The organism is Streptomyces sp. NPDC056169, assembly GCF_042268445.1.
GTDB lineage: Bacteria > Actinomycetota > Actinomycetes > Streptomycetales > Streptomycetaceae > Streptomyces.
This window is the reverse complement of record NZ_JBHJUO010000011.1, coordinates 158,484-182,844: the sequence shown is the minus strand read 5'-3', so window position 1 is coordinate 182,844 and position 24,361 is coordinate 158,484. Positions and strand designations below refer to the sequence as shown.

Annotated in this window: 25 protein-coding genes and 1 riboswitch; of the genes, 14 read left to right on the top strand and 11 right to left on the bottom strand. The window is 71.6% G+C overall.

Annotated features, from left to right (window positions below):
- Positions 1 to 78: 78 nt before the first annotated feature.
- Positions 79 to 154, bottom strand: a riboswitch (cobalamin riboswitch).
- 126 nt (positions 155 to 280) lie between these two features.
- Positions 281 to 1,318 (bottom strand): MBL fold metallo-hydrolase, encoded by a 1,038-nt coding sequence (locus ACFC0G_RS19670; protein WP_376404847.1) that lies wholly within the window; start codon positions 1,316 to 1,318, stop codon positions 281 to 283.
- Between the two features lie 687 nt (positions 1,319 to 2,005).
- On the opposite strand from ACFC0G_RS19670, the gene ACFC0G_RS19665 reads away from it, so the two are divergent.
- Positions 2,006 to 2,422, top strand: a complete 417-nt coding sequence (locus ACFC0G_RS19665) for a hypothetical protein (RefSeq protein WP_376404845.1) — start codon at positions 2,006 to 2,008, stop codon at positions 2,420 to 2,422.
- Positions 2,419 to 3,123 carry a hypothetical protein gene (locus ACFC0G_RS19660; protein ID WP_376404843.1) on the top strand — a complete coding sequence of 235 codons (705 nt, stop codon included), beginning with the start codon at positions 2,419 to 2,421 and terminating at the stop codon, positions 3,121 to 3,123. Before ACFC0G_RS19665 ends, ACFC0G_RS19660 begins: the two co-directional genes overlap by 4 nt.
- A 131-nt stretch (positions 3,124 to 3,254) precedes the next feature.
- Here the strand turns inward: ACFC0G_RS19660 and ACFC0G_RS19655 are convergent, their stop codons facing one another.
- Positions 3,255 to 3,767 (bottom strand): HAD family hydrolase, encoded by a 513-nt coding sequence (locus ACFC0G_RS19655; protein WP_376404841.1) that lies wholly within the window; start codon positions 3,765 to 3,767, stop codon positions 3,255 to 3,257.
- A 302-nt stretch (positions 3,768 to 4,069) separates the two neighbouring features.
- Here ACFC0G_RS19655 and ACFC0G_RS19650 point away from each other — a divergent pair, with 302 nt between their 5' ends.
- From ACFC0G_RS19650 to ACFC0G_RS19640, 3 genes are all read left to right on the top strand, one after another.
- Positions 4,070 to 5,539 carry an aldehyde dehydrogenase gene (locus tag ACFC0G_RS19650; protein ID WP_376404839.1) on the top strand — a complete coding sequence of 490 codons (1,470 nt, stop codon included), beginning with the start codon at positions 4,070 to 4,072 and terminating at the stop codon, positions 5,537 to 5,539.
- The gene (locus ACFC0G_RS19645; protein ID WP_376404837.1) at positions 5,539 to 5,772 is read left to right on the top strand and encodes a ferredoxin; all 234 of its coding nucleotides are present in this window, start codon (positions 5,539 to 5,541) and stop codon (positions 5,770 to 5,772) included. Before ACFC0G_RS19650 ends, ACFC0G_RS19645 begins: the two co-directional genes overlap by 1 nt.
- 254 nt (positions 5,773 to 6,026) lie before the next feature.
- A complete protein-coding gene (locus tag ACFC0G_RS19640) occupies positions 6,027 to 6,566 on the top strand; it encodes a hypothetical protein (RefSeq protein WP_376404835.1) in 540 nt (179 codons plus the stop codon).
- Positions 6,567 to 6,699: 133 nt separating this feature from the next.
- Here ACFC0G_RS19640 and ACFC0G_RS19635 read toward each other — a convergent pair whose 3' ends face one another.
- The gene (locus ACFC0G_RS19635; protein ID WP_376404833.1) at positions 6,700 to 7,332 is read right to left on the bottom strand and encodes a TetR family transcriptional regulator; all 633 of its coding nucleotides are present in this window, start codon (positions 7,330 to 7,332) and stop codon (positions 6,700 to 6,702) included.
- 238 nt (positions 7,333 to 7,570) lie between these two features.
- On the opposite strand from ACFC0G_RS19635, the gene ACFC0G_RS19630 reads away from it, so the two are divergent.
- The 3 genes from ACFC0G_RS19630 (at position 7,571) to ACFC0G_RS19620 (ending at position 10,843) form a co-directional block, all read left to right on the top strand.
- A complete protein-coding gene (locus ACFC0G_RS19630; RefSeq protein ID WP_376404831.1) occupies positions 7,571 to 8,905 on the top strand; it encodes a glycosyltransferase family 4 protein in 1,335 nt (444 codons plus the stop codon).
- A gap of 103 nt (positions 8,906 to 9,008) precedes the next feature.
- On the top strand, positions 9,009 to 9,755 hold the full coding sequence (locus ACFC0G_RS19625; protein WP_376404829.1) for a class I SAM-dependent methyltransferase: 747 nt from the start codon (positions 9,009 to 9,011) through the stop codon (positions 9,753 to 9,755).
- Complete coding sequence (locus ACFC0G_RS19620; protein ID WP_376404827.1) at positions 9,752 to 10,843, top strand: prenyltransferase; 1,092 nt, start codon at positions 9,752 to 9,754, stop codon at positions 10,841 to 10,843. Before ACFC0G_RS19625 ends, ACFC0G_RS19620 begins: the two co-directional genes overlap by 4 nt.
- A 36-nt stretch (positions 10,844 to 10,879) precedes the next feature.
- Here the strand turns inward: ACFC0G_RS19620 and ACFC0G_RS19615 are convergent, their stop codons facing one another.
- Positions 10,880 to 11,779, bottom strand: coding sequence for a hypothetical protein (locus ACFC0G_RS19615; RefSeq protein ID WP_376404824.1), 900 nt, complete (start codon positions 11,777 to 11,779; stop codon positions 10,880 to 10,882).
- A gap of 74 nt (positions 11,780 to 11,853) precedes the next feature.
- Positions 11,854 to 12,249 carry a hypothetical protein gene (locus ACFC0G_RS19610; protein WP_376404822.1) on the bottom strand — a complete coding sequence of 132 codons (396 nt, stop codon included), beginning with the start codon at positions 12,247 to 12,249 and terminating at the stop codon, positions 11,854 to 11,856.
- Positions 12,250 to 12,486: 237 nt separating this feature from the next.
- Between ACFC0G_RS19610 and ACFC0G_RS19605 the strand changes: the two genes are divergently transcribed.
- Positions 12,487 to 13,032 (top strand): hypothetical protein, encoded by a 546-nt coding sequence (locus ACFC0G_RS19605; protein WP_376404820.1) that lies wholly within the window; start codon positions 12,487 to 12,489, stop codon positions 13,030 to 13,032.
- A 2-nt stretch (positions 13,033 to 13,034) separates the two neighbouring features.
- Here the strand turns inward: ACFC0G_RS19605 and ACFC0G_RS19600 are convergent, their stop codons facing one another.
- The 3 genes from ACFC0G_RS19600 to ACFC0G_RS19590 form a co-directional block, all read right to left on the bottom strand.
- Positions 13,035 to 14,045, bottom strand: coding sequence for an LLM class F420-dependent oxidoreductase (locus ACFC0G_RS19600; protein ID WP_376404818.1), 1,011 nt, complete (start codon positions 14,043 to 14,045; stop codon positions 13,035 to 13,037).
- 121 nt (positions 14,046 to 14,166) lie between these two features.
- Positions 14,167 to 15,054 carry a hypothetical protein gene (locus tag ACFC0G_RS19595; RefSeq protein ID WP_376404816.1) on the bottom strand — a complete coding sequence of 296 codons (888 nt, stop codon included), beginning with the start codon at positions 15,052 to 15,054 and terminating at the stop codon, positions 14,167 to 14,169.
- 112 nt (positions 15,055 to 15,166) lie between these two features.
- Positions 15,167 to 16,096: an N-acetylmuramoyl-L-alanine amidase gene (locus ACFC0G_RS19590; protein ID WP_376404814.1), complete on the bottom strand. Its 930-nt coding sequence runs from the start codon at positions 16,094 to 16,096 to the stop codon at positions 15,167 to 15,169.
- 741 nt (positions 16,097 to 16,837) lie between these two features.
- On the opposite strand from ACFC0G_RS19590, the gene ACFC0G_RS19585 reads away from it, so the two are divergent.
- A complete protein-coding gene (locus ACFC0G_RS19585; RefSeq protein WP_376404812.1) occupies positions 16,838 to 18,232 on the top strand; it encodes a hypothetical protein in 1,395 nt (464 codons plus the stop codon).
- Positions 18,233 to 18,238: 6 nt separating this feature from the next.
- Here ACFC0G_RS19585 and ACFC0G_RS19580 read toward each other — a convergent pair whose 3' ends face one another.
- Positions 18,239 to 18,871 (bottom strand): class I SAM-dependent methyltransferase, encoded by a 633-nt coding sequence (locus ACFC0G_RS19580; RefSeq protein ID WP_376404810.1) that lies wholly within the window; start codon positions 18,869 to 18,871, stop codon positions 18,239 to 18,241.
- Between the two features lie 47 nt (positions 18,872 to 18,918).
- Positions 18,919 to 19,275, bottom strand: coding sequence for an ATP-binding protein (locus ACFC0G_RS19575; protein ID WP_376404808.1), 357 nt, complete (start codon positions 19,273 to 19,275; stop codon positions 18,919 to 18,921).
- A 135-nt stretch (positions 19,276 to 19,410) separates the two neighbouring features.
- Here ACFC0G_RS19575 and ACFC0G_RS19570 point away from each other — a divergent pair, with 135 nt between their 5' ends.
- Both ACFC0G_RS19570 and ACFC0G_RS19565 read left to right on the top strand, forming a co-directional pair.
- On the top strand, positions 19,411 to 20,259 hold the full coding sequence (locus ACFC0G_RS19570; RefSeq protein ID WP_376404805.1) for a helix-turn-helix domain-containing protein: 849 nt from the start codon (positions 19,411 to 19,413) through the stop codon (positions 20,257 to 20,259).
- The gene (locus ACFC0G_RS19565) at positions 20,219 to 20,497 is read left to right on the top strand and encodes a DUF397 domain-containing protein (RefSeq protein ID WP_376404803.1); all 279 of its coding nucleotides are present in this window, start codon (positions 20,219 to 20,221) and stop codon (positions 20,495 to 20,497) included. The genes ACFC0G_RS19570 and ACFC0G_RS19565 overlap by 41 nt, the downstream gene beginning before the upstream one ends.
- 77 nt (positions 20,498 to 20,574) lie before the next feature.
- Here the strand turns inward: ACFC0G_RS19565 and ACFC0G_RS19560 are convergent, their stop codons facing one another.
- Positions 20,575 to 20,979, bottom strand: coding sequence for a DUF4259 domain-containing protein (locus tag ACFC0G_RS19560; protein ID WP_376404801.1), 405 nt, complete (start codon positions 20,977 to 20,979; stop codon positions 20,575 to 20,577).
- 134 nt (positions 20,980 to 21,113) lie between these two features.
- On the opposite strand from ACFC0G_RS19560, the gene ACFC0G_RS19555 reads away from it, so the two are divergent.
- Together ACFC0G_RS19555 and ACFC0G_RS19550 are read left to right on the top strand one after the other, a co-directional pair.
- A complete protein-coding gene (locus tag ACFC0G_RS19555) occupies positions 21,114 to 22,091 on the top strand; it encodes an endonuclease/exonuclease/phosphatase family protein (RefSeq protein ID WP_376404799.1) in 978 nt (325 codons plus the stop codon).
- A 99-nt stretch (positions 22,092 to 22,190) separates the two neighbouring features.
- Positions 22,191 to 24,353: an acyl-CoA dehydrogenase gene (locus ACFC0G_RS19550; protein WP_376404797.1), complete on the top strand. Its 2,163-nt coding sequence runs from the start codon at positions 22,191 to 22,193 to the stop codon at positions 24,351 to 24,353.
- Positions 24,354 to 24,361: the final 8 nt, after the last annotated feature.

The following is a 24,361-nucleotide window of genomic DNA, read 5'->3' as shown; positions in this document are numbered from 1 at the left end:
CCGGGCACCGGCACGCCTCAGGGGCACCAGGCTCCGGCTCCGTATTCCTCGACGGTGCCGGCGGTCACGTCCCGGGCGGGGCATTCCGACTCGCCGCCCTTGGACGGGGCGGCTCACGGTTGCGGGTCAGTGCCGGATTCGCACCGGCTTCCCCCCGTACGGGCATGATGACGACCCGCTCACTCTACCGGCCCGTACGCCCGCCGCCCCGGGGGTGCGAGGCGCCTCACACCGCCTCACACCGGCTCGCACCCGCCGGGCGACTTCGGGGCGAGGCGCCTCACACCGCGACGTACGTGACGGGGTCCGTGTCCCCCGTCGCCTCCGCGCGGCCCAGTTTCACCAGGCGGCGGACGTGGGCCTCGGCCTCGCTGACGGCGATGTTCCGGGAGCCGTGGGGGATCTCCGCCCAGGGCCGGTTCCACTCCATCCGCTCGGCGAGCTGCCAGGGGGTGAGCGGGGTGGCGAGGAGGGCGAGGAGCCCGGTGAGCCGTTCCTCGTGGTGGGCGAGGAGCTCGTCGACCCGGCCGGCGGCGTCGGCGAACGCGTACTGGTGGGCGGGGAGGACCTCGGCGACGCCGAGGCGGCCGATGCGTTCGAGCGAGTCGAGGTAGTCGCCGAGGGGGTCGGTCTCGTGGGCGTCGCCCGGGTGCTCGTACAGCCCGATGTGCGGGGAGATCCCGGGCAGCAGGTGGTCGCCGGAGAAGAGCCGGCCGTGGCCCGGCAGCCCGGCGGGGTGCTCCTCCTCCAGGTGGAGGCAGACGTGGCCCGGGGTGTGGCCGGGCGTCCAGATCGCGCGCAGCCGCCGGCCGGCGAGGTCGAGGAGCTCGCCGGGGACGATCTCGCGGTCGGGGACGGCGGAGCGCAGGCCGGGAAGGGTCCGCAGGTGGCCGGCGGCCCGGGCGGCCCGCAGCGGGGCGACGTGTTCCTCGGGGGCGCCGACGGCGGTCAGCTTCTGGACCATGTAGTCGAGCCAGGTGCCGGGTTCGGCCTCGCGGGTGCGGCGGACGACGGCGGTGTCGGCGGCGTGCATCGCGATCCAGGCCCCGGACTCCTCGCGGACGCGGCCGGAGAGACCGTGGTGGTCGGGGTGGTGGTGGGTGATGACGACCCCGTGGATCTCCTGGACGGAGAGCCCCAACGCGTCGAGTCCGCCGGTGAGTTCGGCCCAGGAGTCCGGGTCGTCCCAGCCGGTGTCGACGAGGACGGGACCGCGGTCGGTATCGACGACGTGCACGAGGGTGTGGCCGAGCGGATTGTCCGGGATGGGCACCCGCAAGGACCAGACGCCTCCGCCGTGCTCGGTCACCTGGGTCATGTGCCCTCATCTCTCCAAGACCTTGCGGAGCTTGCTCGACCTTGCCGGTACTGCTGCTCGTTCTGTTGTCCATCATAACTAGAACTGACGATCCGTCAGAGTGGCTTGCGTCGCACCGTCATTGCCCTGTTCCTGACCTGGGATCACGCCGTCGTCATTGGTCGTTGCTGGTCGCTGCCGGGCCGCCTCGCACGGCCCAGGGGCAGCCCGACATGTGGGTGCGTCGACACCGAGTCGCATGTGGCGCGCACGGCTGAGGTTTGTTTGTGGATCACGTCTTGCTGAAGTTGGCGTTGCATGAGGACTGCGGAGTCGGCGGCCCTGTAGCGGGATGAGCTTCGCTCACTTGGTGAGGGGTGACGTGGGGCGCGGTGACTCGCCGGGGAGTTTCAGAGTGGCCATCGATCGGGTGGCAGCTGCCTGCCGATGAGAGGCGAAGGCCCTTCGGGCAGCAGTTCGAGGCGTCTGCCGTCTCAACCCCTGCGGCGGCGGGCCTTGTTGGCCATCGGCCCAGTCGCGCTGGGCTTGCCCGCACGGGCTCGTGGAGGGGGCGGCGATCCGGTATGGAAGGTCGATCAGCCAGAACCAGCCACCGCCTGTCCGCTGGAGCGGTCTCCTCCTAGAATGCGCCCAGCATTCGGTCAAGCAGTCCCCTTTCGGGGGTGCTTCACGGTACGAGGGGTCGAAGTGAGCGAGCTTGAGATCGCGCAATGGGCGGCTCCAGCCGCCCAAGCTCTTGTGGGCGCGATGATGGGGGACTTGTGGGGCAGCGTCAGAGATCGGTTCACCGGCATCCTGTCGCGACGCTCCGAGGACGCGTCCGACGTCGCGGAGGAGCTTGAAGAATCGCGTCAGCGTCTCCTCGGCGCAGAAGGCGGCGAGGAGACGCGGAACGAGGTCATGGCCGAGTGGCGGAGCAGGTTCCGACGAGCCCTGACGCAGAACCCCATGCTCCTTGATGAAATTCGTACAATGTTGGCAGAATTCGAAGGCGATAAATCTGCAGAGCAGAGGTACCGCGTGGAGCAGCATGTTCGGACCAGCGGCGGAATCGTCTTCAATCTCGGATCCGGAACTCAGCACAACTCGGTACCCGGCGCATGAGTGGCGAAGGCCCGGAGGAGGGTATTACGCAGTCAGTAAACGCGAACGGCGAGTCCGTCGTCTTCAACCTAGGTCAGGGGACCCAGAGTAATGAGGTGACGCAGTACTTCTATGGCGGCGGTGCTTTGGCTGGCGCGGACCCTGAGACATGCTACCGCTATGGCCGGATGAAGCTCGAGGCCCGAGACTTTCAGGAGGCCGAGTTTCCGCTGTTGACGGCAGCTGAGGCTGGCAACATCGAGGCTGGCAAACTCCTGGTGCTGCTATATGAGGTAACCAAGAGGGCTAACAACGCCACAGCTTGGACTCAGCGACTTGCCGAGGTGGGGGATCCTCAATCCTGCTACAAGGTGGCTTCCAGAATCCTCATGCGGGCTGAGTTTGCGCAGGGGGCCACGCGCCGCAAACTCGATCAAACGGAAGAATATGAGAGTGCTATTTCATGGCTCCGAAAATCGACTGAGGGTGGAGTTGGTGTCGCAAACGAGAAGCTCGGGATCGTACTCTTTGGTCTAGAGAGATACGAGGAGGCTATTCCCTACCTTGAGCGGGCAGCGAATCCAGAGAACGAGGACGGTGCGTCTCCAGAAGCCTGGTGGAGGTTGAAATCTGCGCGGAAGCACCTAAAGAAGCAGAAAGAGAAGGGCGAGCCTAAAGCCTCTGGGGTCTCCAGCAGTCGATGGTGGAAGAAATCCGAGTAACTGCCTCGGTTATTTGCATGGCGACAGTCTGCTTCGTGGGCGGACTCGGCATAAGGGGATCGTATCCAGGCTGACGTACTTGACCCGGCAGGTGAATTGAGTTGAGCCGCCTCCTTCCCGCCGGGACGAGTTCAGCGACCGCCTGGCAGCGCAGTCGGAGCCCGAGCAAGCGCACCCGTGTCCGCGATGACGGCGCAGGCTACGGCGAGCGCTTCGGTCTTGCCCGGTTTGTTGGCGAAGCCGATGCTGTTTGCAGCCGCTGCTCTGGCGGCCTCGGTGTCGCTGACGGAGTCACCCACTAGCGCGGTCCGATCCGGTGCCACGCCGAGGATCGCCGCGGCTTCGAGTAGGGGGTGTGGTGACGGCTTCATGAGATCCGGCCGTAGGGCCGGCCGACCCGCCACCACTTCGACGGCATCCGAAAGCCCCTGCGTTGACAGGTAGGCGTGCACGCACTCGGCGGAGTTGTTGCTCACGACAGCGACACGCCGCCCTGATGCACGTGCCGCTTTCAGGGCGTCAACGGCGCCGACAGTCGGCGCGTCGGCGACACTGCCTGCTCTGACCTCCGCCGCCGTGAGCGCCGCCGCGACGGCGGCCAGAACGTCTGCCCCCGCCTCGCGCGCAAGCTGATGTACCACCATCGGGTCGTCCGTCGCGCTGGCTACCTCGGGCGCGTGGACCCTGGGTTCACGCTCCGGGTGTACACGCGCCTGATGCCGAGCAGTGAGAGCCGCACCCGGACGGCCGTCGACGACATGTATCGGAGGGTCAGCGGGGCGGCTGACGGCCCAGAGGCGGCCCAGGCGGCATGACGATGGCCCCCACCGGCAGCAAAGTGGCTGGTGGGGACCTATTTCGTCCGCTGCATTGCTCACTATAACTAGAACTGGTATCAGTTCTGAGGCATCGTCAGAGAATTTCATCTCCTCGGGAGGCCGCGGTCATGACCGAGCTTGTGGAGCACGGAAAGCTGTTCATCGGCGGGGAGTTGACCGATCCGCTCGGCGATGCGGTCATCGAGGTGATCTCGCCGCACACCGAGGAGGTCATCGGGCGCGTCCCGCACGCCTCCGCGGCCGATGTCGACCGGGCCGTCGCCGCCGCCCGCCGGGCCTTCGACGAGGGGCCCTGGCCGCGGATGGCGGTCGAGGAGCGGATCGCGGTCGTGACCCGCATCAAGGACGCGATCGCCGTCCGTTACGAGGAGATCGCCCGGTCCATCAGCTCGCAGAACGGCTCCCCGTACTCCTGGTCCGTCCTCGCCCAGGCGCTCGGCGCGATGATGGTCTGGGACGCGGCGATCACCGTCGCCCGGGACTTCGCGTACGAGGAGCGGCGCGGCGGTGTCCTCGGCCCGCTGCTCGTCCGGCGCGAGCCGGTGGGCGTGGTCGCGGCCGTCATCCCGTGGAACGTGCCGCAGTTCACCGCCGCCGCCAAGCTGGGGCCCGCGCTGCTCACCGGCTGCACGGTGGTCCTCAAGCCCTCGCCGGAGTCGCCCCTCGACTCGTACATCCTCGCCGAGATCGCCACCGAGGCCGGGCTGCCCGAGGGCGTGCTCAGCATCCTGCCCGCCGACCGCGAGGTCAGCGAGTACCTCGTCGGCCACCCCGGCGTCGACAAGGTCTCCTTCACCGGCTCGGTCGCGGCCGGCAAGCGGGTCATGGAGGTCGCCTCCCGCAACCTCACCCGCGTCACCCTGGAGCTCGGCGGGAAGTCGGCCGCCGTGATCCTGCCCGACGCGGACCTGGACACCGCCGTCGCCGGGATCGTCCCCGCCGCCTGGATGAACAACGGTCAGGCCTGTGTGGCCCAGACCCGTATCCTCGCCCCGCGCTCCCGCTACGAGGAGATCGCCGAGGCCTTCGCCGCGGCGGCCGGCGCGCTCGTCGTCGGCGACCCGCTCGACCCGGCCACCCAGGTCGGCCCGCTCGTCGCCCGGCGCCAGCAGCAGCGCTCCCTCGACTACATCGGCATCGGCCAGGCCGAGGGCGCCAAGGTCCTCGCGGGCGGCGGGCGCCCGGCCTCCCTCGACCGCGGCTGGTACGTCGAGCCGACGCTCTTCGGCGGCGTCGACAACTCCATGCGGATCGCCCGCGAGGAGATCTTCGGCCCCGTCATCTGCCTCCTGCCGTACGGGGACGAGGCCGAGGCCCTCCGGATCGCGAACGACTCCGACTTCGGCCTCAGCGGCAGCGTCTGGACCGGCGACGTGGAGCACGGCATCGACTTCGCACGGGGCGTGCGGACGGGCACGTTCAACGTCAACACCTTCAGCCTGGACATGCTCGGCCCCTTCGGCGGCTACAAGAACTCCGGTCTGGGACGGGAGTTCGGCCCCGAGGGCTTCGGCGAGTACCTGGAGCACAAGATGATCCACCTGCCCGGCGGCTACGAGTCCCCGGCGGCGGAGTGATGGGCGACCGCTGGCACGTCGAGGTCGACCGGAGCGTCTGCATCGGCTCCGGCATGTGCGTCAACCACGCCCCGGCCGCCTTCCGTCTCGACACGGCCCGCCAGTCCCATCCGGTGGAACCGGAGGTGGACGCGGGGGAGACGCTGCTCGCGGCGGCCGAGGGCTGCCCGGTGGAGGCCATCCTGATCGCCCTCGCGGACGGAGGGGAGCCGGTGTTCCCGCCCGAGGAATAGGGGGACGGGGGCCCGTCCCCCGTCCCCCTATTCCTCCGGTGACGGGGGGCCCGGCCCCCGTGCGACACTCCCTCGGCACGGCGTCGGACGGGGCCACGGAGGCGCGGCGGCTGGAGGGCCGGCCGGGAAGCGGCAGGACCGGACGCTCGACGGGAACGGCTGGCGCATCACGGCCCGTTGTCGTTCCCTTGTGCAAAACTAGGCCCTTGGTCACGGGGGCAAGGGGCCTTCGTGCGCACGTCTTTGGGAGTGTTGTGCGCAAGGCGAAGTGGGTGGCCGCGGCCGCCGGTGTGGTGCTGCTGGTCGCGGGTTGTGGCAGCGAGGGCGGTGCGGACAAGGGCGGTTCGTCGTCCGCGGGTTCGTCCTCGGCCGGCTCGGCGGCGACGGGCGGCTCGGGCGGTTCGGGCGGCGAGCGGCTCGACGGGGCCGCGGTCACCAAGGAGCTGACCGACGCGGCGACGGGGGCCGGCTTCACGCAGGACGCCTCGGGCGAGCAGGTGCCGGCCGAGGTCAAGGACTGCATGGTCAGCTGGACGGCCGACGCCGAGAAGGCCGCCGACCCGGCGAAGTCCTACACGGACACCGTGGCGACCCTGACCAAGGGCGGCTGGACGGAGGAGCGCAGCTCCGGTCAGGGCGGCTCGGTCATCAAGTCCCTGAAGAAGAGCAGCTGGCAGCTCCAGGCCAGCAACCACTCCCAGGGCCCGCTGAAGCTGGTCATGTTCGTCGCCGTCGACAGCGGCCCGGAGTGCGCGGCGGCCATCGCCGAGGAGAACGCCAAGGCCAAGTCCTGACCTTGTGCGGCTCGTGCCCCCGTGCGGGAACGCCGGGGGCGCGGGCGGTGCGGGCGGCGGCGTGAGCGGCGGTGTGAGCAGCGGCGAGGGCGGGACCTCGGCGCGCCTCACGATCCGGCGTGAGCCGGACGTCTCAGCGCGCAGCCTGGCCCGGTGTCGGCGCCGTCAGGTCGATCAGTCGGCAGACCGTCTCGATGTCGATCTTCACCTGCGCGATCGAGGCGCGCCCGGACAGCCAGGTGATCAGCGCCGAGTGCCAGGTGTGCTCGATCACCCGCACCGCCGACAGCTGCTCCGGGCTCGGGTGCTCCGCCCCCATCGCGTCCAGGATGATCGCGGTCGTCAGCCGCGAGACCGTGTCGACCTCGGGGCTCACCCCCCGGTCCGCGAAGGTCAGCGCCCGCACCATCGCGTCGGCGAGCTGCGGTTCCCGCTGGAGTGCCCGGAAGGCCCGCATGAGGGTCTCCGCGACCCGCTCCGCCGGGTCCGTGCCCGCGGGCGGCCGCTTCCGCAGCGTGGTGTGCATGTGCTGGAGCTGGTCCTGCATCGTCGCGACCAGCAGGTGGATCTTGGACGGGAAGTAGCGGTACAGCGTGCCGAGGGCCACCCCGGCCGCCTCGGCGACCTCACGCATCTGTACGGCGTCGAAGCCGCCCCGCGCCGCGAGCTGGGCGCTGGCGTCCAGGATGCGACGGCGCCGCGCCTCCTGGCGCTCCGTGAGGGCCGGTGCCGAGGGGCTGAGGTCCGCTCTGTTGTCTGCGGTCATGAGGTCCCGTTCCGTGCGGTGGGAGCGGAGGTGGGGAGCGACAGTATCGCGGTCCGGCCGTCGTGGCGCGAATCACCTGTTCCGGCTCTCACCACGGAGCTACCTGCCGGTAGATTCTGTCCTCCTTGAACGCTCAAGAAGATCATGCAAGAAGATCGAGAACGATCAAGTCTGTAACTTGTTCTAGATTAGCGCGAGCGGTTACGCTCCGGCGAAACACGCTCGAAGGGGGTCGCGCATGACCGCGGAAGCCATAGAGGCAAGCCCGGCAAGCCCCCGACAGGGCGTCACCGCGGACGGTGCCGGTCCCTTGCGGATCGCTCTCCTCACGTACAAGGGGAACCCGTTCTGCGGCGGCCAGGGCGTCTACGTCCGCCATCTCTCCCGTGAGCTGGCCCGCCTCGGCCACCACGTCGAGGTCATCGGCTCCCAGCCGTACCCGACGCTCGACGACGGCGTGCCGCTCACCGAGATCGCCAGCCTCGACCTCTACCGCTCGCCGGACCCCTTCCGGACGCCGAAGCGCGACGAGTACCGGGACTGGATCGACGGCCTCGAAGTCGCCACCATGTGGACCGGCGGCTTCCCCGAGCCGCTCACCTTCTCCCTGCGGGCCCGGCGCATGCTCGCCGCCCGCCGCGGCGACTTCGACGTCGTCCACGACAACCAGACCCTCGGCTACGGCCTCCTCGGCGGCCCCCGAGCCCTGGGCGCGCCGCTCGTCACCACGATCCACCACCCCATCACCGTCGACCGGCAGCTCGAACTCGACGCCGCAGCCGACTGGAAGCGCCGCGCCTCCGTCCGCCGCTGGTACGCCTTCACCCGCATGCAGAAGCGGGTCGCGCGCCGGATGCCGTCCGTCCTCACCGTCTCCGGCACCTCCCGCCAGGAGATCGTCGAGCACCTCGGCGTACGCGAGGACCGCATCCGGGTCGTCCACATCGGCGCCGACACCACGCTCTGGTCCCCGGACCCGGCCGTCGCCGAGGTCCCCGGCCGGATCGTCACCACCTCCAGCGCCGACGTCCCCCTCAAGGGCCTGATCCACCTGATCGAGGCGCTCGCCAAGCTCCGCACCGAGAACCCGGACGCCCACCTCGTCGTCGTCGGCAAGCGCGCCGAGGACGGCCCCGTCGCCCAGGCCATCGAGCGGTACGGGCTCGGGGGCGCCGTCGAGTTCGTCAAGGGCATCAGCGACGCCGAGCTCGTCGACCTCGTGCGCTCCGCCCAGGTCTCCTGCGTGCCCTCGCTGTACGAGGGCTTCTCGTTGCCCGCCGCCGAGGCCATGGCCACCGGGACGCCGCTCGTCGCCACCACCGGCGGAGCGATCCCCGAGGTCGCGGGAGCCGACGGCGAGACCTGCCTCGCGGTGCCGCCGGGCGACGCGGGGGCGCTGGCGGCAGCGCTCGGGCGGGTCCTCGGCGACGCGGAGCTCCGCGCCCGCCTCGGTGCGGCGGGTCGGGCCCGGGTCCTGGAGCGCTTCACCTGGGCCCGCGCGGCGCAGGGGACGGCCGACCTCTACCGCGACGCCGTGGCCGGACAGGGCGCCCGGCAGGGCGTCCGCCGGTGACCGCCCCGCCCACGCGACATCCGCACCACGTGCACCCGCACCTCACGCATCCGCACCACATGCACCCGCACCGCCCCCGTCCCGACCGCGAAGGCAGGCCCTCGTGCTGACCGTCGACTTCACCCGCTTCCCGCTCGCCCCCGGCGACCGCGTGCTCGACCTGGGCTGTGGTGCGGGCCGGCACGCCTTCGAGTGCTACCGGCGCGGCGCCCAGGTCGTGGCGCTCGACCAGAACGGCGACGAGATCCGCGAGGTCGCCAAGTGGTTCGCGGCGATGAAGGAGGCCGGGGAGGCCCCCGCCGGGGCGACCGCCACCGCGATGGAGGGCGACGCCCTCAACCTCCCCTTCCCCGACGACTCCTTCGACGTCGTGATCATCTCCGAGGTCATGGAGCACATCCCGGACGACAAGGGCGTGCTCGCCGAGATGGTCCGCGTCCTCAAGCCGGGCGGCCGGATCGCGATCACCGTCCCCCGCTACGGCCCCGAGAAGATCTGCTGGGCGCTCTCCGACGCGTACCACGAGGTCGAGGGCGGCCACATCCGCATCTACAAGGCCGACGAGCTCCTCGGCAAGATCCGGCAGGCCGGCCTCAAGCCGTACGGCACCCACCACGCGCACGCCCTGCACGCGCCGTACTGGTGGCTGAAGTGCGCCTTCGGCGTCGACAACGACAAGGCCCTGCCGGTCCGCGCCTACCACAAGCTCCTGGTCTGGGACATCATGAAGAAGCCCGCCCTGACCCGGGTCACCGAGCAGCTGCTCAACCCGGTCGTCGGCAAGAGCTTCGTGGCGTACGCGACCAAGCCCCACCTGCCGAAGGCGGACTCCTCGGACGCGGCCAAGTGACGAGTCCCGAGCGGATCGCGGAGCACCTCGTCCTGCCCGGGGTGCTCACCGCCGAGCAGGCCGCCGAGACGGTCACCGGGATACTCGCCGTCCAGCGCGAGGACGGGGCCATACCGTGGTTCCGGGGCCACCACCTCGACCCGTGGGACCACACCGAGGCGGCCATGGCCCTCGACGCGGCCGGCGAGCACGCCGCCGCGGACCGCGCCTACGCGTGGCTCGCCCGCCACCAGAACGCGGACGGCTCCTGGTACGCGGCCTACCACGACGGCGACCCGGACGACGTCAGCGACCGGAGCCGGGAGTCCAACTTCGTCGCGTACATCGCGGTCGGCGTCTGGCACCACTACCTCGCCACCGGCGACGACGCCTTCCTCGACCGGATGTGGCCCGTCGTCTTCGCGGCCGTCGAGTTCGTCCTCGGGCTCCAGCGGCCCGGCGGCCAGATCGGCTGGAAGCGCGAGGCCGACGGCACGCCGGTGAACGACGCGCTCCTCACCGGCTCGTCCTCCGTCCACCAGGCGCTGCGCTGCGCCCTCGCCATCGCCGAGGCCCGCGAGGAGCCGCAGCCCGACTGGGAGCTGGCGGCGGGTGCGCTCGGCCATGCGATCCGCCGGCACCCCGAGCGCTTCCTCGACAAGTCCCGCTACTCGATGGACTGGTACTACCCGGTCCTCGGCGGCGCGGTCACCGGGCCAGAAGCCCTGGCCCGCATCGACGCCGACTGGGACGCGTTCGTCGTGCCCGGCCTCGGCGTGCGGTGCGTGATCCCCAACCCGTGGGTCACCGGCGGCGAGAGCTGCGAACTCGCCCTCGCCCTCTGGGCGATGGGGGAGTCCGACCGGGCCCTCACGATCCTCCAGGACATCCAGCACCTGCGGGCCGCGAACGGCATGTACTGGACGGGGTACGTCTTCGAGGGCGACACGGAGAGCGACAAGGCCATGTGGCCCGAGGAGCAGACCAGTTGGACCGCCGGGTCCCTGCTGCTCGCGGTGGCGGCCCTCGGCGGCGAGGAGGCCACCGTCGCCGTCTTCGGCGGCGAACGCCTCCCGAAGGGCCTCGAACCGGACTGCTGCGGGGCCTGACGCGCACGGAGCCGTCCGGGCCGCGGGCCGGGCGGCTCAGATCTTCGGGAACGAGATCCGGATCCGGTAGCGCTTCTCCAACTCGCCGACCTTCTTCGGGAGTTCGGTGCGCAAGCGGGCGATGTCGGCGGAGTTGGCGGCCAGGAACCTCCTGGCCGCCCGCTCGCGCAGCGGCTCCCGCGCGGCCTCCACGGGCTTCATGCAGGTCGCGTAGAAGCCCCCGAGCCGGCGGCTGCCGGCGGTGTCGGCGGCCTGCATGGTCCGGTCGGCGAGGGCGAAGAAGGCCGCTTCGTCCTTGGTGTCCACCCCCTGCCCGGCGAGGCACTCCCCGAAGCCGCGCCAGGCCCGCTGCGCCTCGGGCGCCCGGTTGACCGAGTCCATCTCCGTGAACCACCCTGACCGCAACGGGCCGTAGATCTGCCGGAGTTCCTGGATCACGGAACCTCCCTCGGTCAGACACCGCCGAAGGGCTGGGCTCGGCGTGGCAGCCGCGTCCGCCTGGGCCGGTGCCACGTGTGGCGCACCGGGAACCCGGGTGTTCCCGCCGAAGCCGTACTCCCGCAGGAAGTCCAGGTCGGGCAGGTCGGAGTACCGGGTGAACATCGGGGGAGGGGAGTCCGGCACGGTTTCGCCTTGTCGGCGCGCACAGCCGTCGACGGCCCAGGCGGCTGCCAGCGCGCCGAAGGCGTCCAGGCCCTGCGCCTGCCGGCCGGCCTCTCCCGTCGTCGGCAGCACCATGGCGGTGACGTCCGCCGGCATGCCGTACGAGACGGTGGCGGACGTCGTGGATGTGGCGGGCGCATCGGCGGACCGCTGGTGAGGGGCGGCCGTGTCCGGGCCGCTCGCGCATGCGCCGACGAGGGGGAGCAGGACGGCACACAGCGCGGCGGCGCCGCGGCGGTGGGTGCGACGTGTGGGACGGGCGGGGCGGGACATGGCTGATGCTGCTTCCTCGGGTTCGGCGACGGGGGGAGCGGGGGCCTGCCTCGCCCGGCGGGCCCCCGTCGTGATCAGTGGGTGACCACGGTCCATTCGCCGCCCTGGAGGAAGGTGCCGACGCTGAACGGTGTGCCGGGGATGAGGTCGGAGATCAGGACGATCTGGTCGACCGCGTACGCGCCGTTCTTCACCTTGATCCAGCCGGCCGAGGCCTGGACCCACGTACCGGAGGCGTTCTTGTAGTAGCCGGCGTAGGGGATGGGGCCGGTCCAGCTGGCCGAGTAGGCGTAGGTCAGGTTCACGTCGTTGCAGGGGCCGGCGGCCTTGTACGCCACCGTGCCCGGGCCGTCGAAGCCCGTCGTGATCCCGGAGGTCACGCACCCGGCGGCCGAGGCCGTGGGGGCGAAGGCGAGCAGCGACGCGGCGGCGACTCCGGCAGCCGCGAGCGTGGCCAGAGACTTGTTCATGAGATTCCCCAGTCTGTGAAGCCGAACAGGCGGCATCACTATCGGACGCCCGTCGGCGGCAGGACCAGGGATGGCGGCATCTCAGGGACGCCCGGGGACGTCCGGGGACGCCTAGGGACGCCCGGGGTCGCCCAGGGACGTCCGTACGCGGGGTACGGACCCGTACGGAGCCGTCCCGGTGGCGGGCGTGCGGGGGCGGGGTGAGGCTGGCGCCACAAGCCCCAGGGAGGTTCCGTCGTGCCCAGAAGTCCTTCGCGCGGTGTCGTGGCGCTGTTGCTGTCCTGCGTCCTGCTCATGACCACCGCCGCCTGCAACGGCGACGACGAGCAGAGCGCGAGCGGTGCCGCGACCCCGACGAGTACGAGCACCTTCGAGAAGCAGAAGCTGGCCAAGACCCGGTTCGTGGCCAACGCGGGTCTCGCCGCGGGTGCCACGTACCAGTGGATCGTGAAGCCGTATCGCGCGGGCAAGTTCGCGAAGGGCGCGGACGGGCGGACCTTCGCCCTCGTGAAGGCCGGGCTCGCGGGCGCGTTCACGTACAACCGGCTCAAGGCGGCGGTCGAGAACGCCAAGGGCGACCCGCTGCTCTCGAAGGCGGTCGCGCCGCTCTCCGCGGGGATCGAGTCGCTCAAGGAGCTCGGCACGAAGCTCCGCAAGGGTGAGGTGGGCGCCGCGGACATCGGCGCCTTCGAGTCCGTGATCAACAGCGTCAAGGACGCCGGCAAGAGCGCCGGTGCCGTGGTGGTCGAGAAGGTGCCGAGCGCCTCGCAACTCGGCGGGTAATACTAGGAGTTGAGCTCCGCGAGCACGCGGAGTGTGGCGGGGTCCGGTGAGGTGGCCAGCAGGTCCGTCACCGGGCCCCGCCGCCATGTGTCGAGACGCGCGGCGATCCGCTTCCGGGGGCCGACGAGCGAGATCTCGTCGGCGAAGGCGTCCGGCACGGCGAGCACCGCCTCCTCGCGCCGCCCCGCCGCGAACAGCTCCTGGATGCGGCCGGCCTCCTTCGCGTACCCCATCCGCCCCATGAGGTCGGCGTGGAAGTTCCGGGCGGCGTGCCCCATGCCGCCGATGTAGAAGCCGAGCATCGCCTTGACGGGCAGCAGCCCGGCGGCCACGTCCTCGCAGAGCTGCGCGCGGACCATCGGGGCGACGGTGAAGCCCTCGGGGAGCTTCTCGGGGAGCGCGTACACCTCGGCCCAGCGGTCCGGGGACCAGTAGAGGGGCAGCCAGCCGTCGGCGATCGCGAGGGTCTGGGCGATGTTCTTGGGGCCCTCGGCGCCGAGGAGGATCGGGAGGTCGGCGCGGAGGGGGTGGGTGATCGGCTTGAGCGCCTTGCCGAGCCCGGTGCCGTCCTCGCCCGCGTACGGGTGCGCGTGGAAGCGGCCGTCGAGCGCGACGGGCCCCTCCCGGCGCAGCACCTGGCGGATCACGTCCACGTACTCGCGGGTCGCGGTCAGCGGGGAGCGGGGGAAGGGGCGGCCGTACCAGCCCTCGACGACCTGCGGTCCGGACAGGCCGAGTCCGAGCATCACGCGCCCGCCGGAGAGGTGGTCGAGCGTGAGCGCGTGCATCGCGGTCGCGGTCGGGGTGCGCGCGGCCATCTGCGCGACGGCCGTCCCGAGCCTGATGCGGGAGGTGTGCGCGGCGATCCAGGTCAGCGCGGTGAACGCGTCGGAGCCCCAGGCCTCCGCCGTCCACACGGAGTCGTACCCGAGCCGCTCGGCCTCGCGGGCGAGGTCGAGGTGGCCGGGGGAGGGGCCGCGGCCCCAGTAGCCGAGGGCGAGTCCGAGGCGCACGACGAGCCACCTTTCTGACGGTCCGTCAGGTCAGTTTCCCGGGACTGTACGCCAACGGCCCCCCGCCCGGAAGGGATTCCGGACGAGGGGCCGTCGAGTGCTACGTGGTGCGCGCGCGGTGTCAGCCGCGCTGGATGCCCGTCGTGTCCTGGAGGACACCGCGGCGGCCGTCCTGGGTCTGGGCCACCAGGGCCGGACCGCGCTGCTCGACCGCCAGGTACCAGGTACCGGGGGCCAGTTCGGCGATCGGCGCCTGCGAGCCGTCCTCCGCGTACAGCTGGCGGGCGACCGGCACCGCGAACCAGAACGGCGTGAAGTCCGCACCCGGCTGCGCCGAGGCCTGCGGCTGCGGGGCCGGGGCCTGCGCGGCCTGCGGCTCCGGCTGCTGCGGGGCGTGCGGCTGCGGGGCGTGCTGCTGCGGGGCCGCCTGCGCGCCGAACGGCTGGCCCGCACCCTGCGACGGGTCCTGCGGGGTGCCGAACTGCTGCTGCGCACCCGGGTAGCCGTAGCCGCCGGGGACGCCCGGCTGACCCGGCTGGCCGGGCTGCATGCCGTACGGCTGCGGGGTCTGCGGACGCGGCGCGCCCACGAGCGGGGCCTTCAGGGCGGGCACCAGCGGACCGGTGACGGCGGCACCGGCGAGCACGAGCGCGGCGATCAGACCGAGGATCAGACCGGCACCGGCGTTGTTCGCCTCGAAGATCCACATGAGCAGGGACCAGGCGGCCGCGATGGTGAAGCCGGCACCGACCTGGGGAAGCTCCAGACCGGCCACCTTGCGCTGCTGCGGCAGCCCGCGGGAGACGACGATCAGTGCGGCGCCGACGATGCCGAGGAAGAACGTGCCCCAGCCGAGGTAGGACACCTCCCACGAGTTGGGGGTCTCGTACTGGTCGCAGATCGCGTCGGGGCCGTCGCAGCCGGCGACGCCCAGGAACGAGGCGATGAACAGCACCACCGCTGCTCCGATCAGCACGCCATCGCCTCGGGTGAGGGAGCGGATATTCACGTAAGAATCCTTCGTCGGGTCGTCGTCGCGTCGTCGTCGCGTCGGGGTGGCGCTCAAGGTCGTGGCACGGGGGCGGCCCCATATTACGGAGCGAATCTATCGCTCGCCGGTTCTACCCGTTGAGGTAGGTGGCGATGCCGTCCGCGATGCCCTGGGCGGCCTTCTGCCGCCAGGCCGCCGACGTCAGCAGCGCGGCGTCCTTGGGATCACGCATATTGCCGCATTCGACGAAGACCTTGGGGACGGTTGAGAGATTCAGCCCGCCGAGATCGTCGCGGACGTCCAACCCCGTACCGGACCCCAGGTAGTTGGAGGGGGCCGTGCCCGTCGCGCGCGCGAAGCGGTCCGCGATGTTCTCCCCGAGTTCACGGGAGGGGCCCACGATCGGGGCCGTGTCCGCCGCGCCGGAGCTCACCCGGGCCGGGAGGATCACATGGAAGCCGCGGTGTCCGACGGCCGAGCCGTCCGCGTGGACGGAGACGACGGCGTCGGCACCGGCCTTGTTGCCGGTCTCGGCCCGCTCGTCGATGCAGGGGCCCCAGGGGCGGTCGGCGTCGTGGGTGAGGACCACCTTCGCGCCGCGCGCGGTGAGGAGGTCCCGCAGCCGGTGGGAGACGTCCAGGGTGAAGGCGGCCTCCGTGTAGGCGGCCTCCGTGGCCGTGCCGTTCGTGGAGGTGCCGGTCGTGTCGCACTCCTTGCGGCCCGTGCCGATGTTCACCTTCGCGTTGATCTCCCGGGAGTGCCGGAAGTTCCCGGGGTTGTGGCCGGGGTCGACGACGACGGTCCGGCTGGCGAGGGAGCGGGTCCCCGGCGTCCCGGAGGAGGCCGGGAGCGGGGTGCGGCTCGACTGCCCGGCGGAGCTCGGGGGGCCGGTCGTGGAGGCGAGGGCGGGCGGCGGGGTCTGCGTCCCGCCCTTCCCGGCCGTCGGCGACGCCTCGGAGGCCTCGGAGGCACCGCAGCCGGCGAGCGCGGCGCAGCAGCCGGTGAGGGCCAGCGCGAGGGCGAGGGTACGGGGGGCGGTCTTCCGGTGGTCGTACGGCACTCCGCGACTTTAGGCCCTTCGCGGGGCGAATGCCGGTAGCGGGTAGGTCGCAGCTTGGTCACCGGGTTCGGGAAACCGTGGACGCGTGTGCGTGGACGGTGAAGGGTAGGTGGAAAGAGGCGACGGTGGGGTGTCACCGCGCATGGACCCACGAGGGGAACCGTGGTGGGGGAAGAACCGAACGACGCACGTCCCGAGCCGTCCGACCGGATTCCGGGGGACGGATCGTTAAACAGACCGCCGCAGGGCACGCCCGGCGGCCAGAACGGCGCCAGTAACGGCACCGGCAGCGGAGCGGGCACCGGCGCCGGCAGTGGGGATACGGGCGGGGGCTTCGGCGCTCCGGCGCCCTGGGAGGCCCCGGCGCCCGGCGCACCGGCTCCAGGCGCTCCAGGCGCTCCAGGCACTTCGAGCGCATCGGGCGCATCGGCCCCGGGCGCTTCCGGCGCCCCGGCCCCCGGCTTCGGCCCGCCGCCCGGGACCGGAGCAGGACAGGGGCACGGATACGGCTCCGCCCCCGCGCCCGCCCCCGGCACCGGACCCGCGACCGCGCCCGGCTGGGCGGGAGCGGGCACCCTGCCGCCGCCGCCCGCCGCACCGCCGGGATACGGTCCGCCGCCCGGCTCGGGCCCCGGGCCGCGCGGCGAGGCGAACCCGGCCCAGGCCGCCCTGATAGGCCTGCTCAACCTCTCCTGCCTGGGCCTCGGCTACGTCTTCCTGCGCAACTGGATCGGCGCCGCCGTGTGCTGGGTCGCCACCGCAGCCCTGCTCGTGATGGCGCTCCCCGCCGACGTCGACGGCGTGCCCGCGGGCCTCCTCGTCGGCTACGGCGTCTTCCTGCTCGCCGCCGCCGCCGACGGGGCCCGGCGCGGCCTGCGCGCGACCCTCAGCATCGGCGCCTCCTTCCGGCGCCTCGCGCTCCCGCTCGCCGTCGTGCTCCTCGCCGTCCCCGCGGGCGGCTCGCTCGCCTACGGCGCGGCCCGCGACGAGGCGAAGGAGCAGGCGCTGCTCGACCGGCTCTCCGCGGCGGACGCGCAGGTGAAGTCGGCCGACGGCCTCGCCTTCGACAAGGCCGAGCCGATCCTCGGCAAGGCGCTCGCCGTGTACCAGGACCTCGGCACGAAGCACGCGGGCTCGCGGGCCGGGAAGCTGGTCCCCGCGCGCCTCGACGCGTACTACGAGACGGTCTCCGGCCCGTACGAGGACAAGTCGTACTGCGAGGCGATCGCCCCGCTCAAGCACCTGCGGGGGCTCGGCGGGACCGTCGACAAGGACCTCCTGGGCGCGCGGCCCGACAAGACCGACGAGCCGCTCGCCCACTCCCTCTACGAGTGCGGGACGGCGGCGCTCGGCGTGTACACCGCCACCCCGGCCGCCGAGGACAACCTCAACGAGCTCTACAAGACCTTCCCGAAGTCGTCCCACACCAACCGCGTCGAGCCGGCGGTCCGGGCGGCCATCAAGACGCGTACAACCGCGCTCGACGGCGGCTCCGCGCCCTGCGACACCACCAACGAGCTGCGCACGCTCAAGAGATCCCTCCAGGCCTTGTCGGACCCCTCCCTCGAAGGGGCCACGCGCGAGGCCAAGGAAGCCGTCCAGCGGGGCGACTTCGCCTGCGGGACCGACCAGTTCAAGGACAAGGACTACGCGAACGCGATCAAGACCATGACCGAGTACGCCAAGGAGTACCCGGACAGCCCCCAGGCCGCGCACGCCCGCTCCATCGCCATCGCGGCCGAGATCGCCGAGGAGGAGCCCGCGGCCGGCAAGAACCTGCCGCCGGCGAAGGACCCCGGCGGCAGCCGGATGATCCTGGTCATCAGCAACGACGGGCCGGGCGCCGTCGACGTGCTCTACACCGGTCCGACGAGCGGCAGGGTCACGCTCAAGACCTGCGCGACCTGCACCGAGTACCCGGGCCCGATCCTCTCCCAGGGCAAGAAGGTCAAGGCCTGCACCGGTCCGTCCTCGAAGTACCCGAAGGCGACCCTGCTGCTGCCCGCCGGCGACTACCACTTCCTCCAGAAGCGGGGCGGGAGCACCTCCTCCGCCGGGGACACCAAGACGAGCAAGGTGAAGATCGAACCGGGCTACAGCTACACCAACTGCCTGTACGTGACGTCGAGGTTCTGAGTCCGTTCAGCCCCGGCGGCGCAGGACCCGCAGCGAGTCGGTGACCGAGACCTCGTCGAAGTCGCCCGACTCCAGAGCACGGAGGTAGATCCGGTACGGAGCCTGGCCGCCGTCCTCCGGGTTCGGGAAGACGTCGTGGATGACGAGCAGGCCCCCGGGGGCGACCTTGGGGGCCCAGCCCTCGTAGTCGTTCGTGGCGTGCTCGTCGGTGTGCCCGCCGTCGACGAACACGAGGCCGAGCTGCCCGCCCCACGCCTTCGCGACCAGCGGCGACCGGCCGACGACCGCGACGACGTGCTCCTCAAGGCCCGCCTTGTGCAGGGTCCGGCGGAAGGTGGGGAGGGTGTCCATCAGCCCCACCTCCGGGTCGACGACGGTCGGGTCGTGGTACTCCCAGCCCGGCTGCTGCTCCTCGCTGCCCCGGTGGTGGTCCACGGTCACCGCGACCGTCCCCGCCTGCCGGGCCACGTCGCCGAGCAGGATCGTGGACCGCCCGCAGTACGTCCCGACCTCGAGCAGCGGCAGCCCGAGCTTGGCGGCCTCCGTGGCCGCCTCGTACAGCGCGAGGCCCTCCCCGACGGGCATGAAGCCCTTCGCGGCCTCGAAGGCGGCAAGGATCTCGGGCGCGGGCACGGACATGGTGGTCTCCTACTGGCGAGTACGCGGCTACGGCCGCCCATCGTGCCCTACGCGTCGCACTCGAACCACACCGTCTTCCCGTCGGCCCTCTCGTCGACCCCCCACCGGTCCGTCACGGCCTCCACGAGCGCGAGCCCCCGCCCGCTCTCCTCCAGCGGACCGGCCAGCTTCGCGATCACGGCCCCGGGGACGGCGTCCGCGACCTCCACCCGCAGCCCGTACGGCTCCCGCAGCATCAGGACGGAGCACCGCCGGCCGGGCACGTGCCGGACGACGTTGGCGACGAGCTCGGTGAGCGCGAGCGTGCCGGAGTCGGCGAGGTGGTCGAGCTCCCAACGCGTGAGGAAGATGCGGAGGATGCGGCGCATGTGACCGGCGGAGTGGTCACCGACGGTGAACCCCATGCGGTAGCTCGTCGCAAGTACCGCAGGATAGGGGTCTGTTGCCTGATTCATGCCACCAGAGTGGGCTCGTTTCGTTACGCTCGGCTACGGACTGAACGCAACGCCTCACCGCGTGAGCTTGGGGGTGACCTCGCCGTGGTCAACATCCGTGCCTTGGATCCCAGCGCCTCGCCGCTGGACTACTACGGATTCGAACTCCGCCGCCTGAGAGAGGGGGCCGGGCTCAGTCAGTCGCAGCTCGGCGACATCCTCTTCTGCACCGGCTCGCTCGTCGGTCAGATCGAGACGGCGAGAAAGGTCCCGACCAGGGAGTTCTCGGAGCGGCTCGACGCGGCGCTGATGACGGGCGGGTTCTTCACACGCCTGGTGGGGCTGGTGCTGAAGAGCCAACTGCCGTCGTGGTTCAGGCCGTACGCGGACATGGAGGCGAAGGCGACGTACATCTGCTCCTTCCAGGTGCAGCTGGTCGACGGCCTGCTTCAGACGAAGAACTACGCCCAGGCTCTTATGGGGGCCAGATTCGAGAACGACCTCGACGTTCTGGTCGCCGCCCGGATCGAGCGCCAGCGGATCCTGGACCGCGAACACCCGCCGCTGTTCTGGGTCGTCATGAGCGAGGCGGCATTGCGCCAGGAGATCGGTGGGCGGGAGGTGATGCGGGAGCAACTGGCTCACCTGTTGGAGATGCAGGAGCGCGAGTGGGTGAAGATCCAGATCCTCCCGTTCGAGGTCGGAGCGCACACGGGATCGCTGGGTTCCTTCACTCTCCTCCGCTTCGACGACGACCCCGACCTCGTCTATACCGAGGACTTCGTCCAGGGGCATTTGACCGTGGATTCGGCCGCGTTCAGGGAGGGGTTGCTCCGTTACGATCACCTCCGAGCGGCCGCTCTTTCAGTGGAGGACTCGACCGCGCTGATCACCCGCGTCATGAAGGAGCACTATGGAGACCAACCGGAACCTGGCGGGCGCGCGCTGGCGTAAGTCCTCGTACAGCGGTGACAACGGCGGTCAGTGCATCGAGTGCGCCCCGCTCGGCACCACCGCCTGGCAGAAGTCCTCGTACAGCGGCGACAACGGCGGCGAATGCATCGAGGTCGCCGACCTCACCGCTCACGTCGCCGTCCGGGACTCCAAGAACCCCGAAGGGCCCGCCTTCCTCGCCACCCCCGCCGCCTTCACCGCCTTCGTGAGCGCCGCCGTCAAGGGGCGGTTCCGCTGACATGAGCGGCGGCGGGGGATGGTGAGTCCTGGTCGAGACGCACTGCGGCGGGTCTTCGGCCGGGACTGAGCGCCTGGTCAGGCCCCGGCCAGGACCGCCCGCAGCTGCCGTACGCCCGCCTTCCACTCCTCGCCGTCCGACTCCTCCCACAGCTCCAGGAGCTCCGACTCCGGGGTGAGGACCCGGTCGAGCGCCGCTACGGCCAGCGGGCGCAGATCCGCCGGGAGTTCGGGCAGGGGCTGCTTCGGGCCGTACGCCGTCGTGACGGGGTCGCCGCCCGGGCACTGCGCCGCGACCAGTGCCGCCGACGCGATCGCCTGCACCGCCTCGTACGAATCCAGGTAGCCGTCACCGGTCGCGGTCACCTCGTGGAAGGCCGCGCGCAGCACCTCCGCCCGCTTCTCCGGCGGGGCCTCGTCCACGCGGTACGAGAAGTCGGCGGCGGTGTCGTTGTCGAAAGGTCCGATGTCCCAGGTGCCCATGGTGCGTTCGCTCCTCTGTGCGCGTTCTGTTCGCGTTCTCTGGGGATCGTGACAGGCCCCACTGACAACGCCCCCTGGCGCGGGCGGCCGTGCGACGATGCGCCGTCCGTTGCCGATCATGAAAGGACGTGCCCATGCGCGCGTCGTTCAGAGCGCTGCTCGCCGCGCTCTTCTCGATAGGACTGCTCCTCACCGCCGGGACGGGGCCCGCCCAGGCCGACGAGGTCACCCCGCAGACCGCGAAGCCGGTGCGCTTCCTCTCGTACAACGTGTGCGGGGCGAACTGTCCCCTCGCGGACCCGACGGACGGGGGCAGGTCCGCGTGGGTGAACAACCTGGTGAAGGAGATCGACACCTGGGACTCCGACCTCGTCATGCTCCAGGAGCTCTGCTACGGGCAGTGGAAGCTGATCCGTGACGCCCTGTCGCCGCAGTCGCGCGTCGGGCAGGTCAGCTACGACACGGTGTGGGGCGCGGCACTGCCGTCCGCCTCCGGCTGCGGTCAGTGGGACCCGGCCGACCGTCGCTTCGGGCTGGCGATCTTCTCGAAGGGGCAGGGGTCGATCGTCGCCGGGACGCGGACCGTCACGTTCCTCCCCGAGGAGCCCACGGTCCCGACGGAGGACCGCATCCTCCTCTGCGCCCAGGCGCAGTTGGACGGCCGGTCGGCCCGCGCCTGCAACACCCACGTCGACTTCCACGACGCGACCACGGCCCTTCAGGTCCCGGCGGTGGCGACTCTCGTCGAGGCCGCCAGGGAGGGCGGCGAGCCGGCGGTCCTCGCGGGGGACTTCAACCAGGTTCCCGACCACCGCGACATGAACTCCCTCTACAACCACGGGACGGGTTCGACCGGCCGGTTCCAGGAGGTCGACGAGAACGACAAGGAGCAGTTCGCGGGGGTCGACTGCCCGCAGACGGCGGACCGCTGCCGCAGCGGTGAGGCGACCGCCAGCCCGACCTGCTCGGAGCACACCACCGTGACCAGCAAGATCGACTACGTCTTCCTGAGCTACGAGTGGTTCAAGACCGTGCAGGGAGACGCGCTGCCCTGCCCGCCGGGGATGTCCGACCACCACCCCCTGCGCGGCGCGGCGGCCTGGGAGAAGTAACCCCTCCCGGGTCCAGGGCGGGAGGTTCGGCCCGGATTCCCCGAGCCGAAATACTTTCTGACCTTCCGTCAGAATGGAACGTGTTCTAGTCTGCGGCGCATGGGCATCGCCATCACGCACGAACAGCGGGAGCTCGGCCGATCCGTCCGGGGCTGGCTCGCCCGCGCCGTACCGCCCGAAGAGGTCCGCAAGCACCTGGACGTCCCCGACGCCGCCGCCGGACGGCCCGCGTACTGGGACGCCGCCGCCGAGCAGGGCCTCCTCGGGCTCCACCTCCCCGAGGAGTGCGACGGCGGGGGCGGCGACCTCGTGGACCTCGCCGTCGTCGTCGAGGAGGCGGCCCGGGCGCTGCTGCCGGGGCCGTACCTCCCCTCCGTACTCGCCGCCGAGGTCCTCCACCGCGCCGGACAGGGGGAGCTGGCCTCCTCGATCGCACGCGGCGAGCGCATCGCCGCCGTCGCCCTCGGCGGCACGGGGAGCCTCACCGCCGTCCGCACCGCGAGCGGCTGGCTCCTCGACGGCGCCGCGCCCCCGGTCCTCGGCGGGGCGCAGGCCGATCTCGTCCTCCTCCGGGCCGCCACCGCCGACGGCTCCGTCTGGCTCGCCGTCGACACCGAAGGGCTCGCCGTACGGGCCCACGAGAGCGCCGACCCGACCCGGCCCACCGGCGAGGTCACCGCGCGCGCCGCCCACGTCCCCGCCGTCCGCGAACTCACCCTCGACGCCGGTCTCGTACGGGACCTCGCCGCCGTCCTCCTCGCCGCCGACGCCTGCGGAACGGCCGCCCGCGCCGTCGAGACCGCCGCCGAACACGCCCGCACCCGCGAACAGTTCGGGCGGCCCATCGGGCAGTTCCAGGGCGTGAAGCACCTCTGCGCCGACATGCTCGTCCGGCTCGAACAGGCCCGCGCCCTCACCTGGGACGCCGCCCGCGCCGGCCACGACGAGGCCCGCTCCCTCACCGCCGCGCTCGCCGCCGCCACCGCCCTCGACGCCGCCTACACCTGCGCCAAGGACTGCATCCAGATCCTCGGCGGCATCGGCTTCACCTGGGAGCACGACGCCCACCTGCTGCTCCGCCGCGCCGTCGTCGCCCGCCAGCTCCTCGGCAGCGGCGACCACCACCGCCTCGCCGCCCTGCGGCACGCCGCCGACGGCGTCCGGCGCGGCCTCCGCCTCGACCTGCCGCCCGAGGCCGACGTGTACCGCGCCGCCGCCCGCGAGGCCGTCGCCCCCGCCGCCGGGCTCGACCCGGCCGCCGCCCGGCGCGCCCTCGCCCCCACCGGCTACGCGGCCCCGCACCTCCCGGAGCCGTACGGACTCGGCGCGAACCCGCTCCAACAGCTCTCCGTGCAGAGGGAGTTGGACGAGGCCGGGATCAGTCTTCCCGGGCTCGGGATCGGGGCCTGGGTCGTGCCCTCCCTCCTCGCCCACGGCACCCCGGAGCAGCAGGAGACGCACCTCGGGCCGACCCTGCGCGGCGAACGGCTCTGGTGCCAGCTCTTCTCCGAACCCGGCGCCGGCTCCGACCTCGCCTCCCTCCGCACCCGCGCCGAGCGCACCGAGGACGGCGGCTGGCGGATCACCGGACAGAAGGTGTGGACGAGCGCCGCGCAATGGGCCCACCACGGCATCCTGCTCGCCCGCACCGACCCCGCCGCCCCCAAGCACCAGGGGCTGACCTACTTCCTCGTCGACATGCGGAACACCCCCGGCATCGACATCCGGCCGCTGAAGGAGATCACCGGGGACTCCCTCTTCAACGAGGTGTGGTTCGACGACGCGATCCTCCCCGCCGACGCCGTCGTCGGCGAGGTCAACGACGGCTGGCGGGTCGCCCGCAACACCCTCGGCAACGAACGCGTCCACATGGCCGACCAGGTCGCCTTCGACACCGGCCTCGAAGCCCTCATCGAGCGGGCCGAGCAGGCCGACAGCTCCGTCCGCGCGCGGATCGGGGCGCTCGTCGCCGAGGCGCACGCCCTCGCCTGCATCGGCCTGCGCACCACCCTGCTCCAGGTCTCCGGGCTCGAACCGGGCGCGGGCGCCAGCGTCCGCAAGCTCGTCCAGACCCTCCACCAGCAGAAGCTCGCCGAACTCACCCTCGAACTGCTCGGCCCGGAGGGCGCGTTGCGCGAGGGCCCCGGTGAACGGGCGCTGCACGGAATGCTCATGTCCCGCTGCCTCACCATCGCGGGCGGCACCACCCAAGTACAGCTCAATGTCGTCGCCGAGCGCCTGCTCGGCCTACCGAGGGACTGAGGGGGAAC